The organism is Acinetobacter sp. AOR41_HL (genome assembly GCF_027854645.1).
Classification (GTDB): domain Bacteria; phylum Pseudomonadota; class Gammaproteobacteria; order Pseudomonadales; family Moraxellaceae; genus Acinetobacter; species Acinetobacter nosocomialis.
In genome coordinates, this window is sequence record NZ_JAKTHZ010000050.1 from 62,090 (window position 1) to 77,359 (window position 15,270).

The 15,270-nt window shown below is 36.8% G+C and carries 14 protein-coding genes; 7 read left to right on the forward strand and 7 right to left on the reverse strand.

Annotated elements, in window-relative coordinates:
- Positions 1-311: 311 nt before the first annotated feature.
- The 3 genes from MKL35_RS18665 to MKL35_RS18675 all read left to right on the forward strand — a co-directional run bounded on the left by MKL35_RS18665 (position 312) and on the right by MKL35_RS18675 (position 4,638).
- Positions 312-1,301: a LysR family transcriptional regulator gene (locus MKL35_RS18665; RefSeq protein ID WP_001047619.1), complete on the forward strand. Its 990-nt coding sequence runs from the start codon at positions 312-314 to the stop codon at positions 1,299-1,301.
- A gap of 122 nt (positions 1,302-1,423) precedes the next feature.
- Complete coding sequence (locus MKL35_RS18670; RefSeq protein ID WP_002054376.1) at positions 1,424-2,749, forward strand: hemolysin family protein; 1,326 nt, start codon at positions 1,424-1,426, stop codon at positions 2,747-2,749.
- A gap of 551 nt (positions 2,750-3,300) precedes the next feature.
- Positions 3,301-4,638 carry a CitMHS family transporter gene (locus tag MKL35_RS18675; protein WP_002054475.1) on the forward strand — a complete coding sequence of 446 codons (1,338 nt, stop codon included), beginning with the start codon at positions 3,301-3,303 and terminating at the stop codon, positions 4,636-4,638.
- Positions 4,639-4,684: 46 nt separating this feature from the next.
- Here the strand turns inward: MKL35_RS18675 and MKL35_RS18680 are convergent, their stop codons facing one another.
- Positions 4,685-5,197, reverse strand: a complete 513-nt coding sequence (locus MKL35_RS18680) for a hypothetical protein (protein ID WP_002054476.1) — start codon at positions 5,195-5,197, stop codon at positions 4,685-4,687.
- Positions 5,198-5,419: 222 nt separating this feature from the next.
- On the opposite strand from MKL35_RS18680, the gene MKL35_RS18685 reads away from it, so the two are divergent.
- Entirely contained in the window at positions 5,420-5,968 is a 549-nt protein-coding gene (locus MKL35_RS18685) for a DUF2239 family protein (RefSeq protein WP_004710056.1), read from the forward strand.
- Between the two features lie 53 nt (positions 5,969-6,021).
- Here MKL35_RS18685 and cysN read toward each other — a convergent pair whose 3' ends face one another.
- From cysN to lysS, 5 genes are all read right to left on the reverse strand, one after another.
- Complete coding sequence (cysN, locus tag MKL35_RS18690; protein ID WP_002054420.1) at positions 6,022-7,635, reverse strand: sulfate adenylyltransferase subunit CysN; 1,614 nt, start codon at positions 7,633-7,635, stop codon at positions 6,022-6,024.
- A 30-nt stretch (positions 7,636-7,665) separates the two neighbouring features.
- Entirely contained in the window at positions 7,666-8,574 is a 909-nt protein-coding gene (cysD, locus tag MKL35_RS18695; protein WP_000140408.1) for a sulfate adenylyltransferase subunit CysD, read from the reverse strand.
- A complete protein-coding gene (locus MKL35_RS18700) occupies positions 8,567-8,698 on the reverse strand; it encodes a hypothetical protein (protein ID WP_002054314.1) in 132 nt (43 codons plus the stop codon). The genes cysD and MKL35_RS18700 overlap by 8 nt, the downstream gene beginning before the upstream one ends.
- Before the next feature lie 257 nt (positions 8,699-8,955).
- Complete coding sequence (locus MKL35_RS18705; RefSeq protein WP_032011397.1) at positions 8,956-10,413, reverse strand: capsule assembly Wzi family protein; 1,458 nt, start codon at positions 10,411-10,413, stop codon at positions 8,956-8,958.
- A 186-nt stretch (positions 10,414-10,599) separates the two neighbouring features.
- The gene (gene lysS, locus MKL35_RS18710) at positions 10,600-12,129 is read right to left on the reverse strand and encodes a lysine--tRNA ligase (protein WP_002054306.1); all 1,530 of its coding nucleotides are present in this window, start codon (positions 12,127-12,129) and stop codon (positions 10,600-10,602) included.
- 257 nt (positions 12,130-12,386) lie between these two features.
- On the opposite strand from lysS, the gene MKL35_RS18715 reads away from it, so the two are divergent.
- Positions 12,387-12,875 carry a YqiA/YcfP family alpha/beta fold hydrolase gene (locus MKL35_RS18715; RefSeq protein ID WP_004710061.1) on the forward strand — a complete coding sequence of 163 codons (489 nt, stop codon included), beginning with the start codon at positions 12,387-12,389 and terminating at the stop codon, positions 12,873-12,875.
- Positions 12,876-12,897: 22 nt separating this feature from the next.
- On the opposite strand, the gene MKL35_RS18720 is transcribed toward MKL35_RS18715, so the two are convergent.
- Positions 12,898-13,338 (reverse strand): SRPBCC family protein, encoded by a 441-nt coding sequence (locus MKL35_RS18720; RefSeq protein ID WP_032011395.1) that lies wholly within the window; start codon positions 13,336-13,338, stop codon positions 12,898-12,900.
- Between the two features lie 441 nt (positions 13,339-13,779).
- Here MKL35_RS18720 and rubA point away from each other — a divergent pair, with 441 nt between their 5' ends.
- Positions 13,780-13,944 carry a rubredoxin RubA gene (gene rubA / locus MKL35_RS18725; RefSeq protein WP_000760495.1) on the forward strand — a complete coding sequence of 55 codons (165 nt, stop codon included), beginning with the start codon at positions 13,780-13,782 and terminating at the stop codon, positions 13,942-13,944.
- A gap of 92 nt (positions 13,945-14,036) precedes the next feature.
- Positions 14,037-15,218: a rubredoxin reductase RubB gene (rubB, locus tag MKL35_RS18730; protein ID WP_002054427.1), complete on the forward strand. Its 1,182-nt coding sequence runs from the start codon at positions 14,037-14,039 to the stop codon at positions 15,216-15,218.
- Positions 15,219-15,270: the final 52 nt, after the last annotated feature.

Sequence of the window (15,270 nt, forward strand, 5' to 3'; positions counted from 1 at the left end):
TTTATACAGTTTTTAAGATTTTTCCATTCATTTTTAGTGTTAAAAGTCAATTGTAAATTAGGTGGCTTTTGCCAATGAAAAAAGTCAATCAACATGCTAGAACAATACTAAATATTAATTAAAAATATTTCTTCCATAACTACAAATATAAAAACATATCAAAGATAACAAAATCGAGCATTTGAGGTACTTTTCAGGCATACTTAATTTCAACAAAAAATGTCGTTTTTCTCATCATTTTTTCACACAATGTTCTTTAAATATGGCATAATTTGAAACAATTTTAGGGTTTTATTTTCGGTATTTTTTTTATGAATCTGGAGCGGGTAGATCTTAATCTATTAATATATCTTGATGTTCTTCTTCGTGAAAAAAATGTTACTCGCGCAGCCGAACAACTTGGTGTTACTCAACCTGCCATGAGTAATATTTTACGCCGTTTGCGTAATTTATTTAATGACCCTCTCCTGATCCGTTCATCTGAAGGGATGACGCCGACAGAACGTGCGCTTGAATTACAACCACGTATTCGTGATGCCCTTTCTGATCTTTCCATGATTTTGGAACCGCGTACCGAATTTCGCCCTTATACCAGTAATCGCGTTTTCCGTATTATGACTTCTGACTATGCAGAAGCAACCCTAGTTCCTCGTCTTGTTAAAGCTCTACGCTCTGAAGCACCCAACGTTGTACTCGATTTTCTCACTCCAAGTGACGTGTCATATAGAGACATGGAGCAAGGTAAAGTTGATCTAGCAATTAATCGCTTCAATGAAATTCCACAAAGCTTCCACCAAGTTTTAGTTTGGCGTGATAGCTTTAGCTGTATTTTAAATGACAAACACCCTGCTGTTACTCATTTAAACTTAAAAAGCTATTTAGATGCTCAACATATTTGGGTATCTAAAACTGGTATGGGTGTAGGTTTTGGGGTAAACCCTGACAAACAAGGTGGCCTAGGCTGGATTGATCAGGCATTAGAACGTATTGGTCAACGCCGTAAAATTTCTGTGTTTACGCGCCACTATCAAATGCCAGCATTACTTGCTCAAAATGTTGATTTGATCGCGACGCTTCCAACTCGAATGGCTCGTTTGCAAGCACAAAATCCAAAATTAGTCATTAAGGATCCACCGTTTTATATTCCTGAGTTCGAACTCAAGATGGCATGGTGTCCATTATTACATCATCATCCAGCTCATCGCTGGTTACGCCAACTTATCTTATTCGTTGCTCGCCAAATGATCGAAGAGGAAAATCGTGAATTCCTAACCAATAATTCACAATTTTCCCACTATTAAATAAATTTTAATTTAATTGTCTCTTTCAAACATTATCTTAAGCGCTGAGCAATCAATCTGATTACCTCAGCGCTTTTTTGTGTTAAAACATAGTCATAATAATGATGATCCTCGGGTGATTTGTGAGTCTCTTTCAAAATATCATTATCATCGTACTGCTCATCATCGCAGCAGGCTTTTTATCTTTAACTGAAATTGCTCTAGCTGGTGCCAGAAAAGTAAAGTTAAAAATTTTGGCCGAAGCTGGCGAAGAACGTGCTCAACAGGTACTTGATTTACAAGAACAATCTGCAGACTTTTTTGCAGCATCCCAAATTGGCCTAAATGCTGTCGCAATCTTAGGCGGTATCTTGGGTGAAGCTGCATTTCGTCCTTTCTTTGTCAACTTAGTTGACCGCTTTTACCAAGGTCCGTGGACGCAAACAATTGGTTTCGCCCTATCTTTCACCTTGGTAACTTCTTTATTTATTTTATTTGCCGATCTCATGCCAAAACGATTGGCAATGATTGCACCTGAAAAAATCGCAATTAGCGTGATTAACCCTATTCAGATTTTTATTAAAATCTGTAAGCCCTTAGCATGGGGCATCAACGCGATCGCAAATTTGTTATTTCGCTTATTTAAAGTAAATACAACACGTGAAGACAATATAACTTTTGACGATATTTCAGCAGTTATGGATGCTGGTGCTCAAGCAGGTGTACTGCAAAAACAAGAACATCATTTTATTGAAAATGTATTTGAGCTTGAAGAACGCACAGTGCCGTCAAGTATGACAACGCGTGAAAATGTTGTGTATTTTACTTTAAATGAACATGAAGACAGCATTCGACAAAAACTAGCAGAATATCCTTATTCTAAATTTTTAGTTTGTAATGAAAATATTGATCAGGTTATTGGTTATGTAGATGCCAAAGATTTTTTAGTTCGTATTTTAAATAATCAATCGCCTACACAGTTAAATGAATCTACTATACGTAATGTTCTCATTATTCCTGACACTTTAACACTTTCTGAATTACTTGATCGCTTCCGCTCAACAAAAGAAAAATTTGCCGTTGTAATTAACGAATACGCGCTTGTGGTCGGTGTTATTACCTTAAGCGATATTATGATTACCGTTATGGGCGATTGGGTTACCCCAATTGAAGAAGAGCAGCAAATTATTAAACGTGATAATAATTCTTGGTTAATTGATGGAAGTACACCAATTGATGACTTAAGACATGCTCTAGAAATTGATGAAATGCCTGATGAAGAAAATTATGAAACATTAGCCGGATTTATGATGTACCGTTTACGCAAAATTCCTCGCCCCGCAGATTTTGTTGAATTCGGTGGTTATAAATTCGAAGTTGTCGATGTGGACCATTTTAAAATTGATCAGTTACTGGTAACACGTGTATTAGAAAAATCTGACCTCCCCTCAACACCAGATGAAAATTGATTTATTTTGGTGCAAAATATCCTGCTAATTAAAGCGGGATATTTTTTTAATAAAATAATTTTTAAACTCATACTTATTTTAAGATATTGTTATTTTAAAAGTTTAATTTATTATCTTAATCATATTTTTAAATATATAAATTAACTCTTTAATTAAAATAAAAATTTTTAATTAAATAGAAATAAAAATTTGCACATAAAGCATTTACAGCTTCCTCTTACTTATGTAACGTAGCTATAGCAAGCAATGTAAATGGGTATACTTCTCATTTCAGCATTCAAAAACAAATATAATTGTTAAAAATATATGATAATTCCAAATATGATAAAGGTTTTATATGCTCTAATAATAACTACTATATATTATAAATAGACTATACCAATAATATATATATTCAGTATTTTCCTAGAATATACCTTTCCAAGTGAATATATATTAACCAAATAAACTAAATATATTATTTGTCTTTTTAATAAAAATTCATAAGAATAATCAAAGTCAGAGTTTTGAATAAACTTGTTCAGTAAAACTAAAGGCAAAGGATTGATTGTATGCTGACATTACTTGGTGTTGGCATGATTTTATGCTTCATGTATTTAATCATGTCCAAACGTTTAAGCCCTATTATTGCTTTAATTCTTATCCCATTTATTTTTTCTCTTATCGCCTGGGGCCTTGGTCATTATTTTGAAAGCTTAAGTCATATTGAGCTCAAGGGTCTTAGCGAAATGATGCTAGAAGGCATCAAAAAACTTGCGCCTACTGGCGTAATGCTATTATTCGCGATTTTATATTTTGCCTTAATGATCGATGCAGGTCTTTTCGATCCTCCGGTTAAATGGATTTTGAAAAAAGTTAAAGGTGACCCTCTAAAAATTACATTAGGGACCGTTTTTTTAACTACATTGGTTTCTCTTGATGGTGATGGCTCGACCACATATATGATTTGTGTTGCAGCAATGCTTCCTCTCTATCAACGCTTAGGTATGAATACACTTATCATGACAGCACTTATGTTGTTATGTAGTGGTGTCATGAATTTAACACCATGGGGAGGCCCTACTGCTCGTGCAGCGAGTGCGCTTCAAGTCGACCCAAGCCATATTTTTGTACCAATGATCATTCCAATGGTGATTAGTATTGGCTGGTTATTCTTCTTGGCATATTTATATGGTCGTTATGAGCAAAAACGTCTAGGCGTAATTGAGCTTGAAAGTCACCATGGTGACAACATTACCGTTTCAAAAGATCCGGAAGCGACTCGTCCGCATTTACGTAAAGTAAATATGGTACTCACCATTATTCTTATGATTGCGTTGATCAAAGGTATTTTACCAATGTCAGTGCTATTCATGCTGGCGTTCTGTATTGCGATGCTTATTAATTATCCAGATGTTGATATGCAGAAGAAACGTATCGCTATGCATGCAGATAGTATCTTGGCTGTTGTCGGTTTAATTTTTGCGGCAGGTATTTTTACAGGTATTTTATCTGGCACAGGCATGGTTGAAGCGATGTCTAAAGAATTTGTCGCAATGATTCCTGCAAGCATGGGACCTTATCTGGCTCCAATTACAGCGTTGGTAAGCATGCCTTTGACGTTCTTTATGTCAAATGATGCATTCTTCTATGGTGTATTGCCTATTCTTGCCGAAGCTGCTTCACATTATGGTATTAGTCCAGAAGCGATTGCTCGTGCTTCAATTGTAGGTCAACCTGTACACTTATTATCACCTCTTGTTCCATCAACTTACTTGTTATGTGGTCTTGCTAAAGTCGATTTTGCAGATCATCAAAAGTTCACTTTTAAATGGGCATTTATTACTTGTATGGTGTTAATGGGTACAGCTTTAGTGATTGGTGTTTTCCCACTTTTTAGTGCAATCTAAGCATATTCTGCTATAAAAAAATAAAAGCCCCAATTGGGGCTTTTTTTTATTTATTCACATACTCAATCATGGCATCTAAGAAGGCATGAAAGTGCAAGGTAATATCTTCTTCTAAAATTTTATAGGCATTATCAAATTGCACCATTGGCCAACCTTCTTTCCAAAATGGGAAGATATCATGTAAGTCATGGGTAACTATGCCATCTTCACGAACAATTGCTTGTGAAATTTGTGCCAAAACTTGCGCTGTTTCTGCCCCATCAATAGCTAAATAATCAATACCACGTGCTTTTAAAATACGAATTCGATCTTTTTTATAGCGAATTTTTTTAGCTTGAGCTGCATTTAAACCTAGTGCAAGAGTAACTGCCTCTACAAATTTCTCTTCAAAATTTGTATTTAGTGCTACCAAAGCCTGTTTATGCGCTTCCTGACGTCCTGCTTTCCCCCCGCTACGGATGATCTCATGTGCTTCCGTATCTAGCTTATCTTTTTTCATCGACTGTAAAATGTCTAAAATTTCGATATCGCTTAAAGATTCAGGAGATTGCTCAAACATAGGAGTCCTTATACATACAACTAAAGACACATTCTCTCATAAAAGCAATATTAAAGCAGAACAAAATTTTAAATGGTCGATTATCTTGACTATTTTTATAGTCCTAATCTCAGAGACTACATTCATAAAACCTGATAATTCTTTGGTTATGAATTTTACTATTTGCTAAACTAGTTTTACCCTGATAATATTATTTTACCCTGATAAAAATATGCGGCTAAAATGAATACTAAAATCACCTATACTGCTTTCACTGGAAGCACGCTTATTGCGAGTGACTCCCTTATTGAACTTGCAAAGAAACTCAAAGAACTTCCGAAAACAACGGAAAATATTCTGATTTTTAATGATCAAACAGGTCAACAAATTGATCTTGACCTTTCTGGTTCGGAACAAGAATTTCAACAACGTTATGCTGAGCCGGAAGAAATTAAAAAAGTTGGACGACCTAAACTTGGCGTAATTTCGCGTGAAATCACTTTACAGAAAAAACATTGGGATTGGTTAGACCAACAAAGTGCGAGTGCATCAGCAGTGATTCGCAAGTTAATTGATAAAGAGTTAAGTAACCCAAATTCTGAAGGCAATATTATGCTCGCCAAACAAGCCATCGATCGTTTTATGTCGGCCATGTTAGGTAATATGCCAAATTATGAGGAAGCAACACGTGCCTTATATCAAGGTGATCGAAATACATTTTTAAAGATGATTCAGAACTATCCTAAAGATTTAAGAGAATATTTAACTTTAAAAGCCCAAAATATTTTCTAAACTCAATAAAAAAACCCGCTTACGCGGGTTTTTTAGAACTCATTTTCAATCTATTAAAGACGAACCAATTCCACGATTTTTTCTACTGCTTCTTCCACAGTTTCAGCAGTTATCTCTGTATCTATACCTTCCACAGAAGTTGTGATAATTACAACACCCGTCTCACGTAATAGAACCAATTGCTCAGCTGTTAAGCTTGCTTTTGCAATTGCAACTACACCTTGCTGAATCAGTAAACTTTCTAAAGCTTGAGCTTTTTCAATTAATTGTGCAGAAACACCAATAGCGGCAGGTTTTTGACCTAAACGAGCAGCACGGTCTTCGGCAGTAACAGCATTGCTATGAGCAGTCCATTCTACAGCCGCCTCTACCATGCCCGCACCAACAGTCACGTTACTTAAACGGTCAATAAATATAAATGAACCTGTGTAACGCGAATCTTGATAACGGTCAAACACGACTGGAGCATCGAACTCAACCACAACATCCGCAATTGCATTTAACTCAAGCTCTTCGACCTGAGTATGCTCAAGTGTATTCACATTTACACGATAGTGAATGTTCGTCACTTTTGCTGGAACGGTTTGTGTACCAATCTTAATATTGTACAACTTACCTTTTACAAGTGGATGCTCATTCATCCATACCACAGAAGCACGAACGCTACGTGAAATTAATGGTTGCTCACCTGCACGTACCAACACGTTTCCGCGGCTAATATCAATTTCATCGTTCAACGTTAATGTAACTGCTTGGCCTGCAACTGCTTGCTCAAGGTTACCATCAAAAGTAACAATTTCTTTAACTGTAGAACGCTTACCAGAAGGTAACGCTACAATTTCATCACCAACTTTAATTTCACCTAATGCAACTGTACCCGCAAAGCCACGGAAATCGAGGTTTGGACGGTTCACATATTGAACAGGGAAACGGAATTCGTGTTTATTTGACTCACGGCTAATTTCCACAGACTCAAGAATACTCATCAAAGTCTGACCTTTATACCAAGGAGTATGAGCCGATGGATTTACAACGTTATCGCCATTCAAAGCAGAAATTGGAACAAATAAAATATTAGCTGGGCGACGGTCACCTAACTGGCTCACGAACGCATCATATTCAATCTGAATTTCATTAAAGCGCTCAGGTGAATATTCAACCAAGTCCATTTTATTAATGGCAACTACAATATTCTTAATACCAAGCAAACTTGCAATAAATGTATGGCGACGAGTCTGAGTTTGCACACCATAACGTGCATCAATCAAAATGATTGCAAGATCAGCAGTCGATGCACCAGTTGCCATGTTACGGGTATATTGTTCATGTCCCGGTGTATCAGCAATAATAAATTTACGCTTTTCAGTCGAGAAATAGCGATAAGCTACATCAATGGTAATACCCTGCTCACGCTCGGCCTGCAAACCATCTACAAGTAATGCCAAGTCCGGTGCATCACCTGTTGTACCCACTTTCTTACTGTCACGTGTTACAGCTTGCAATTGATCTTCATAAATCAATTTTGAATCGTAAAGTAAACGGCCAATTAAAGTACTTTTACCATCATCTACGTTACCGCAAGTCAAAAAGCGTAACAGGTCTTTTTGTTCATGCTGTTTTAAATAAGCCAGAATGTCTTGGCTGATTAAGTCTGATTGATGAGACATTGCTCAAACTCCACAAATTTAGAAACTGTCTTAGAAATAGCCTTCTTGCTTTTTCTTTTCCATTGAGCCTGCTTCATCATGGTCAATCATACGACCTTGACGCTCAGAACTTGTTGCCAATAACATTTCCTGAATAATTTCTGGCAATGTATCAGCTTCAGACTCGACTGCACCTGTTAATGGATAACAACCTAGTGTACGGAAACGTACAGACTTCATTTGCGGAACTTCACCCTCTTTTAAACGCATGCGTTCATCATCCACCATAATGAGCGTACCACTACGCTCAACCACAGGACGAACAGCAGAGAAATAAAGAGGAACAATTTGAATATTTTCTAAATAGATATATTGCCAAATATCTAACTCAGTCCAGTTTGATAATGGGAATACACGAATACTTTCGCCTTTGTTCACTTTACCATTGTAAAGATTCCAAAGTTCAGGACGTTGGTTTTTAGGATCCCAACGATGTTTACTATCACGGAATGAATACACACGCTCTTTCGCACGTGATTTTTCTTCATCACGGCGCGCACCACCAAAAGCAGCATCAAATTGATATTTGTCCAGAGCCTGTTTTAAAGCTTGGGTTTTCATAATATCTGTATATTTTGAGCTACCATGATCAAATGGATTGATTCCTGCTTCACGGCCTTCTTTGTTCTGATGAACAATTAAATCAAAGCCATGGGTTTTTGCCATGTTATCGCGAAACGCGATCATGTCTTTAAACTTCCAACCAGTATCTACATGTAATAAAGGAAAAGGAAGCTTCGCAGGATAAAATGCTTTTAATGCAAGATGGAGCATTACAGCCGAGTCTTTACCAATTGAGTAAAGCATGACTGGGTTTTCAAATTCTGCCGCAACTTCACGAATAATATGAATACTTTCAGCTTCAAGTTGCTTGAGATGTGTAAGTCTTGATTCAGTCATGAACACGTCCTTCTCTATCCATTTTGCCCATAAAATCTAGAAGTGGTATTAAACCACCACTTAGAAGACCATGTGGAGGAACGAGTGCCATAACAACTCCAATTTTTTGTGATAAATAATCCAACCACAAGCCTTTATGAGGCTTATAGCATTAGTTATGCATTATAGTGATTTAAAACTGTTTTCTTTTGCTTGTTTTTTCATATTGATATTCAAATTCATCATATAAATGTAAAATACTGATTCGCATAGATAACATGTCCATCCTAGCTCGCATCGTTAACCGAAGCAAATCACGATCTCATCTTTAGATTTCTTTAAATACAGTAAAAAAAAGAGAAGCCATTTTAGCTTCTCTCTTTCTATAGCATTATTTAATTCTTAGAAACCAAACATTTTACGTTCTAACGGAATTTCAATACCAATAGATGCACCTGAATCATTACCCTCTAAATCAGAGTCACTAATCCAACCATTAATTTTTAATGGAAGATCTGGTTTGATGTAATGCGTCCAAGTTAAATCAAGCGCTTTAATTTTATCTTCTTTAGGGAAAGCTTTATTGATTGCCAAGTTAGATTCATTCACTTTAACAACCATTGCACGACCACTTAAGCGATTCATCGTGTCAAATCGAATATCGCCACCAACAGAATACATTTGACCATCACCACCAATTGCATGCCCTAGAGGGAAACCATGCTGGTAATAACCATCAGTATATTGATGATGACTATATGAAATGCCTTTTACATCGCCATTAGTACGTGTATCTGCCCACTCAGCATAAAGTTGATAAGGCATGTTTTTAACTATTGAAGAATAATCTGCACCAGCTAAATACATTTTTTTCGATGGTAAGTAACCTGCTTCATCTTCACCAATATATTGTCCATACACGCTGACTGGAATATTGAACAAAGGTTGTAAGTGTAAACGAGCATCAAAACCAGCTAACTGGTTAGATGGATTATCTACACCAATACAGTCCGTATTTGTACATCCATTGTCTTTACCAATAATTGCATTCCAATACGCCTTAAAGCTATTTGGTTGCCCATCACCACCAATCTGTAGTGTTCGTGAAGCACCTATTTCTAAAGCTGGAACAGGACGTGCGGTTACACGCATACCCAATAATTTAGCATGTGGAACAGCTTTATAATCATCTAGCTGACCTGCAAATAATTGATATTGCCAAGGTCCAATCCAAGACAACCATTTATTTTCAAAAGCGTCTTGTACAGCACGCTGCATGGTTACCCCATAAACGGGACGGCTCGCATCGCCTCGGATTAAACTACCATCATGCCCAGGCCCCCACCATGTTGGAATTTGACCAGCAACAACCCATTGGTTCCAGAGCTTACCAGCTACATAAGAACCTTCTACATTAACATCGTGTCCACTATCAATTTGCGGATCTTTTTCTGCGTTCACACGGATTTTTGCATCCCAGTTTTCACCACCTGCATTAAACTCTACAGAACCTTGATACTGTGATTTTTGGTTATCGCCAAATGCTTGTGGAAGATTTTTAATATCAGTTTCAGCGAAAGCACCCACTTTAACCGTATCATTATCTGCTTTTAATGCATTGAGAACTGAGTTAATAACTTTTTGTTGAGCTGGATGCGTTACTTTAGCCTGTGAGAGTGCACGTTGAATTTCATCCCCACTTAAAGGCCAAGTAGAAGTGCTGATGTTAATAACACCTTGTTGATTCAACCAATTTAAATCTGTACGTAAATCATCATTATTAAGCACCAAACCTTGGGCAAAAACAGCTGATGAGGCAGTAGCTAATAATGCAATTGAAAGTGTTTTTCTTAAAAACATGTCAGCACAATTCTCAAAGTTATTTATGAGCAACACATTAATTTTTTTATCGCAAATTTGCAATTGTTAAACTGTGCAATTACATTTTTTAACGAGGTCTTAAGTTTTCTATAATTTAAGTATTTTTTATATATAAATAGTTATTAAAAAAGGCAGTTTACACTGCCTTTTTTATTGAAGATTAAATTAACCTTCTTTACGACGCATATGCGGGAATAAAATTACATCACGAATACTTGGCGCATCTGCAAAAAGCATAACCAAACGGTCAATACCAATACCTTCACCCGCTGTTGGAGGTAAACCATATTCAAGCGCTTCAACAAACTCTGCATCGTAATGCATTGCTTCATCATCACCTGCATCTTTTTCCGCAACCTGAGCTTGGAAACGTTCAGCCTGATCAATCGGATCATTTAACTCGCTAAAGCCATTTGCCAATTCACGTCCGCCGATGAAAAATTCAAAACGATCGGTAATGTGTGGATTGTCATCATTACGGCGAGCGAGTGGAGAAGTTTCCGCTGGATATTCAGTAATAAAAGTAGGTTGACGAAGTTTAGTCTCAACTGTTTCTTCAAATACAATCGTTTGAAGTTTGCCTAAACCAAAACCAGGTTTAACTTCTTCTTTCAGCTCTTCACGTACAAATTTTGCAAGGAACTCACGATCACCTACATTTTCAGGTGTGAACTGAGGGTTATTCTCTAAAATCGCATCGAACATAGAGATTTTCTTGAATGGCCCTTTAAAGCTAAACACTTCACCTTGGTAAGGCACATCAGTCGTACCTAAAATATCAAGAGCTAGCTTTTCAAGCATGTTTTCAGTTAAAGCCATCAAGTCTTTATAATCAGCATAAGCTTGATAAAACTCGATCATTGTAAATTCAGGGTTGTGACGCGTTGACACCCCTTCATTACGGAAGTTACGGTTAATTTCAAACACGCGCTCAAAACCACCAACAACCAAACGCTTTAAGTAAAGCTCAGGTGCAATACGTAAGAATAATGGCATATCTAGAGCATTGTGATGCGTTTCAAACGGACGTGCAGACGCACCACCTGGAATCACATGCATCATTGGCGTTTCAACTTCCATGAAACGTTCATTTGTTAAAAATGCGCGAATACCTGCAACGACTTTGGCACGAATTTCAAAAGTCTTACGAGTTTCTTCATTCACGATTAAGTCGAGGTAACGTTTACGGTATTTAACTTCTGTATCGTTCAAACCATGAAATTTATCTGGTAACGGACGAAGTGATTTTGTAAGAAGTTCAAAACCTTCAAGGTGTACATACAAGTCACCTTTGCCTGAACGACCAATATAACCTTCAGCAGCAATAATGTCGCCTAGGTCTAAACCTTTAATAGTTTCAAGCGTATCTTTTGGTAAACCTTTACGGTCAACATATAACTGAATGCGACCAGTCATATCTTGAATCACCATAAAAGAACCACGGTTTAACATGACACGGCCAGCGACTTTTACATATACATGTTCAGCGCTTTCAATTTGTTCTTTCGACTGATCTTTAAATTGTTCTTGTAAATCAGCAGCGTAATGTTCACGTTTGAATGTATTTGGCCAAGGACTCTTTCCAGTATCCTTTGCAACATCTTGGATTTGCTTTAATTTGGCATGACGCTGTGCAATTAAATCGTTTTCGGAAATAGTTGGTTCAGAAGTCGATTGAGCGTTTTGTTGCGTCATCTCTGCCTCGATTAAGTAAAAATGAAGTGGCATAGCTTAACAGATTGCTGAGGTTTTTCGAATGATTTCAATCAAACAAAAATGAAAAAAGTCAAAGCCATCAAATTAAAGGCGGTTTGAATGATGAAAATTAGTTAGACCAATCGCTAAGATCATTTTTTTTAGCTTTAAGTAAAATATAAAAAAATCCAAATAACCTCGATTTTTAAAAGGCCTATTTTGCCTTTTATTTTATCTATGAGATTGTGTAGCAAATAATGAAAATTCTATTTTTACATGGCTTGGATTCTTCTCGTGAATCAACAAAATTCCATGCCATCTTGCATCCTGAAAAATTTTGTATTGATGTTGACTATCGTAACTTGAGTTATGCCTCAGTGAAGGACTTTTATCATCAAGCAATTGAAACGATTAAACCAGATTTATTAGTCGGCCATAGTCTTGGTGGCTATTGGGCTTTAAAAACAGCTGCTCAACATAAATTAGCTGTTGTTGTTGCCAACCCAAGTCTTAACCCTAGTTTTCGTAACGATTATCCTCATCTTTGTGATGAAGATCTTGATCACTCCAATCCTAAAATGGCTTATTTAGAGTTAGGAGACGAACAACTTGATATGTATCAAGTACAGGAAAAGCTTTCACCTTATATGACAGTAGAAACATATGACGGAGGCCATCATCGTCTTGCTTATCCTTCTCGTCTCAATGATCTTATTTCTAAAATTCATAAAAAATACTTTGCCTAAACAATTAACTGAATAAGATAAATTAACTTCCTTCAGCAATATGTTTTACAACTTCAAAACCTTGAACAAAGCCACTTTTTAACATACCGATATATTCAGGTAAGGTGGCCAATTCAACTTTTAAAGTTGTAGTATTCCCATTTTGGCTTAAAAAATATTTTTCTAACGAACCACTCCAGCTTTTCACCTCTTCACTTTCTAAGTCTTCTTTTCCTTCTTTAATCATTCCTAAATGTTTAAAAATTAATACTTCAGGCTTTTTCATTTCTTCAATGGTTGAAACCATTCCATTTCCTTCTCCGTCTAGAAAATATGTATTGCCGCCAATTTTCCAGTCCGTCTTCATTGAAGAATCCGGTGCAAAGAATTTTGTCCATGCATTATATGTTTCACTATTCCAGAGTATGTCCCATACTTTTTCTATAGGCGCATTAATTTCTACTTCATATACTAGAATTTCCATATTCGACTTCCTTATCTCTGTTACTAAGTGTTCAATAAACTTTCTCGTTTTATATAAACATCATTTTATTTGTCCATTTATTAACCAGATTACGTTTTTAAGAAATTTATTTATATAAATGCTTTGCTCTTTTTGTAACCCTTCATATCACGTAAGGTCTTATTACATTAGTGAGTGAATAAAAACATATGATTTATTATGCGTTTAAGTGGAAGTTTTGCCTAAATAACCACTTATTTGTCTCGATATGCCATTCATCTTTGCTTACGAATGATTAAACTCCCTTATGTGCTTTACTTTAAATGTAGAACTGCGTAAAAATTTGATACCCGATCAAAGCTACATTAGTTATTATTGAACGGATCGTAGTTACATTATTAATAGATGGAATAGTTTTACTGAAAGGCAGCTTTGAGCAAACTTATCAGTGCGGAGAGTCTCATGAAAAAATATCAATGTATCGTTTGTGGATGGATTTACGATGAAGCAGAAGGTTGGCCACAAGACGGCATTGCAGCTGGAACAAAATGGGAAGATATCCCTGATGATTGGACTTGCCCTGATTGTGGCGTTTCAAAAGCTGACTTTGAAATGATCGAGATCTAATGTCTTAAATTAAAAGGCCATGATTTACATGGTCTTTTTTATATATCACCAATCACCGTATTAAATGAACAATTCTAATTCTGGAGAAAAAAATGCATCCAATCGTCATTATCGGATCAGGCATGGCGGGTTATACCTTAGCACGTGAGTTCCGTAAGCTTAACCCAGAGCAAGAACTTGTGATGATTTGTGCGGATGATGCAGTGAACTATGCAAAACCAACGTTATCTAACGCTTTTGCAGGTAAAAAGGCTCCGGAACAGATTCCTTTAGGTGATGCCGCAAAAATGAGTGCGCAGCTCAATATGCGTATTGAACCTTTTACATGGGTAAAAGAAATTTTAGCTGAGCGTCATGAGCTTGTTTTGGAAAAAGATGGGGTAACTTCAAATCAACCGTATTCAAAACTGATTTTAGCCGTTGGTGCCAACCCGATTCGTCTTGCAATTGCAGGTGATGGCAGTGATGACATTCATGTGGTGAACTCTCTTATTGATTATCGTTCTTTCCGTGAAAATCTAGCTCAGCGCAAAGATAAACGTGTTGTGATTTTGGGTGCTGGTTTGATTGGTTGTGAATTTGCCAATGACTTACTTCATAGCGAATATGATGTAACGGTAATTGATTTAGCGCCTCAACCATTAGGCCGTTTATTACCTTCACACATTGCTTCAGCTTTCCAAGAAAATCTTGAAGAAGCTGGGGTTAAATTTGCTTTAGGCACAACTGTTGAAAAAGTAAATAAAATTAATAACGGTGAAGATTACGCGGTTACATTGGCAAATGGTCAGACTTTGGTCGCTGATATTGTGCTTTCAGCCATTGGCTTACAACCGAATATTTCTCTTGCTCAAAGCGCAAATATTCAAACTAGCCGTGGTGTAATTACCAATAGCTTGCTTGAAACCAATCAAGCCGATATTTATGCAATTGGTGACTGTGCAGAAGTGAACGGTACCCTGCTTCCTTATGTAATGCCAATTATGCAACAAGCGCGTGCTCTAGCAAAAACATTAAGCGGTCAACAGACAAATGTACATTACCCTGCTATGCCAGTTGCGGTAAAAACTCCGGCTGCACCACTTACAGTTTTACCAGCTCCGGTTGATGTGGATGTAAATTGGGAAACTGAAGAATTCGACGATGGTATGCTTGCCAAAGCAATTGACAATGAAGGAACATTGCGTGGTTTCGTATTGTTAGGTGCAACAGCAGGCAAGCAACGTTTAACGTTAACTAAGCTTGTTCCAGATCTTATTCCTGCCCAAGCATAAGGTTTAAATTGGGAATGCTCGCTCGAGAGTATTCCCTTCAAGGAATGCATAA

Coding starts and splice junctions, on each gene's coding strand:
- MKL35_RS18665 (WP_001047619.1), top strand. CDS start 312: ATGAATCTGGAGCGGGTAGATCTTAATCTATTAATATATCTTGATGTT.
- MKL35_RS18675 (WP_002054475.1), top strand. CDS start 3,301: ATGCTGACATTACTTGGTGTTGGCATGATTTTATGCTTCATGTATTTA.
- MKL35_RS18680 (WP_002054476.1), bottom strand. CDS start 5,197: ATGTTTGAGCAATCTCCTGAATCTTTAAGCGATATCGAAATTTTAGAC.
- MKL35_RS18685 (WP_004710056.1), top strand. CDS start 5,420: ATGAATACTAAAATCACCTATACTGCTTTCACTGGAAGCACGCTTATT.
- cysN (WP_002054420.1), bottom strand. CDS start 7,635: ATGTCTCATCAATCAGACTTAATCAGCCAAGACATTCTGGCTTATTTA.
- cysD (WP_000140408.1), bottom strand. CDS start 8,574: ATGACTGAATCAAGACTTACACATCTCAAGCAACTTGAAGCTGAAAGT.
- MKL35_RS18705 (WP_032011397.1), bottom strand. CDS start 10,413: ATGTTTTTAAGAAAAACACTTTCAATTGCATTATTAGCTACTGCCTCA.
- lysS (WP_002054306.1), bottom strand. CDS start 12,129: ATGACGCAACAAAACGCTCAATCGACTTCTGAACCAACTATTTCCGAA.
- MKL35_RS18715 (WP_004710061.1), top strand. CDS start 12,387: ATGAAAATTCTATTTTTACATGGCTTGGATTCTTCTCGTGAATCAACA.
- MKL35_RS18720 (WP_032011395.1), bottom strand. CDS start 13,338: ATGGAAATTCTAGTATATGAAGTAGAAATTAATGCGCCTATAGAAAAA.
- rubA (WP_000760495.1), top strand. CDS start 13,780: ATGAAAAAATATCAATGTATCGTTTGTGGATGGATTTACGATGAAGCA.
- rubB (WP_002054427.1), top strand. CDS start 14,037: ATGCATCCAATCGTCATTATCGGATCAGGCATGGCGGGTTATACCTTA.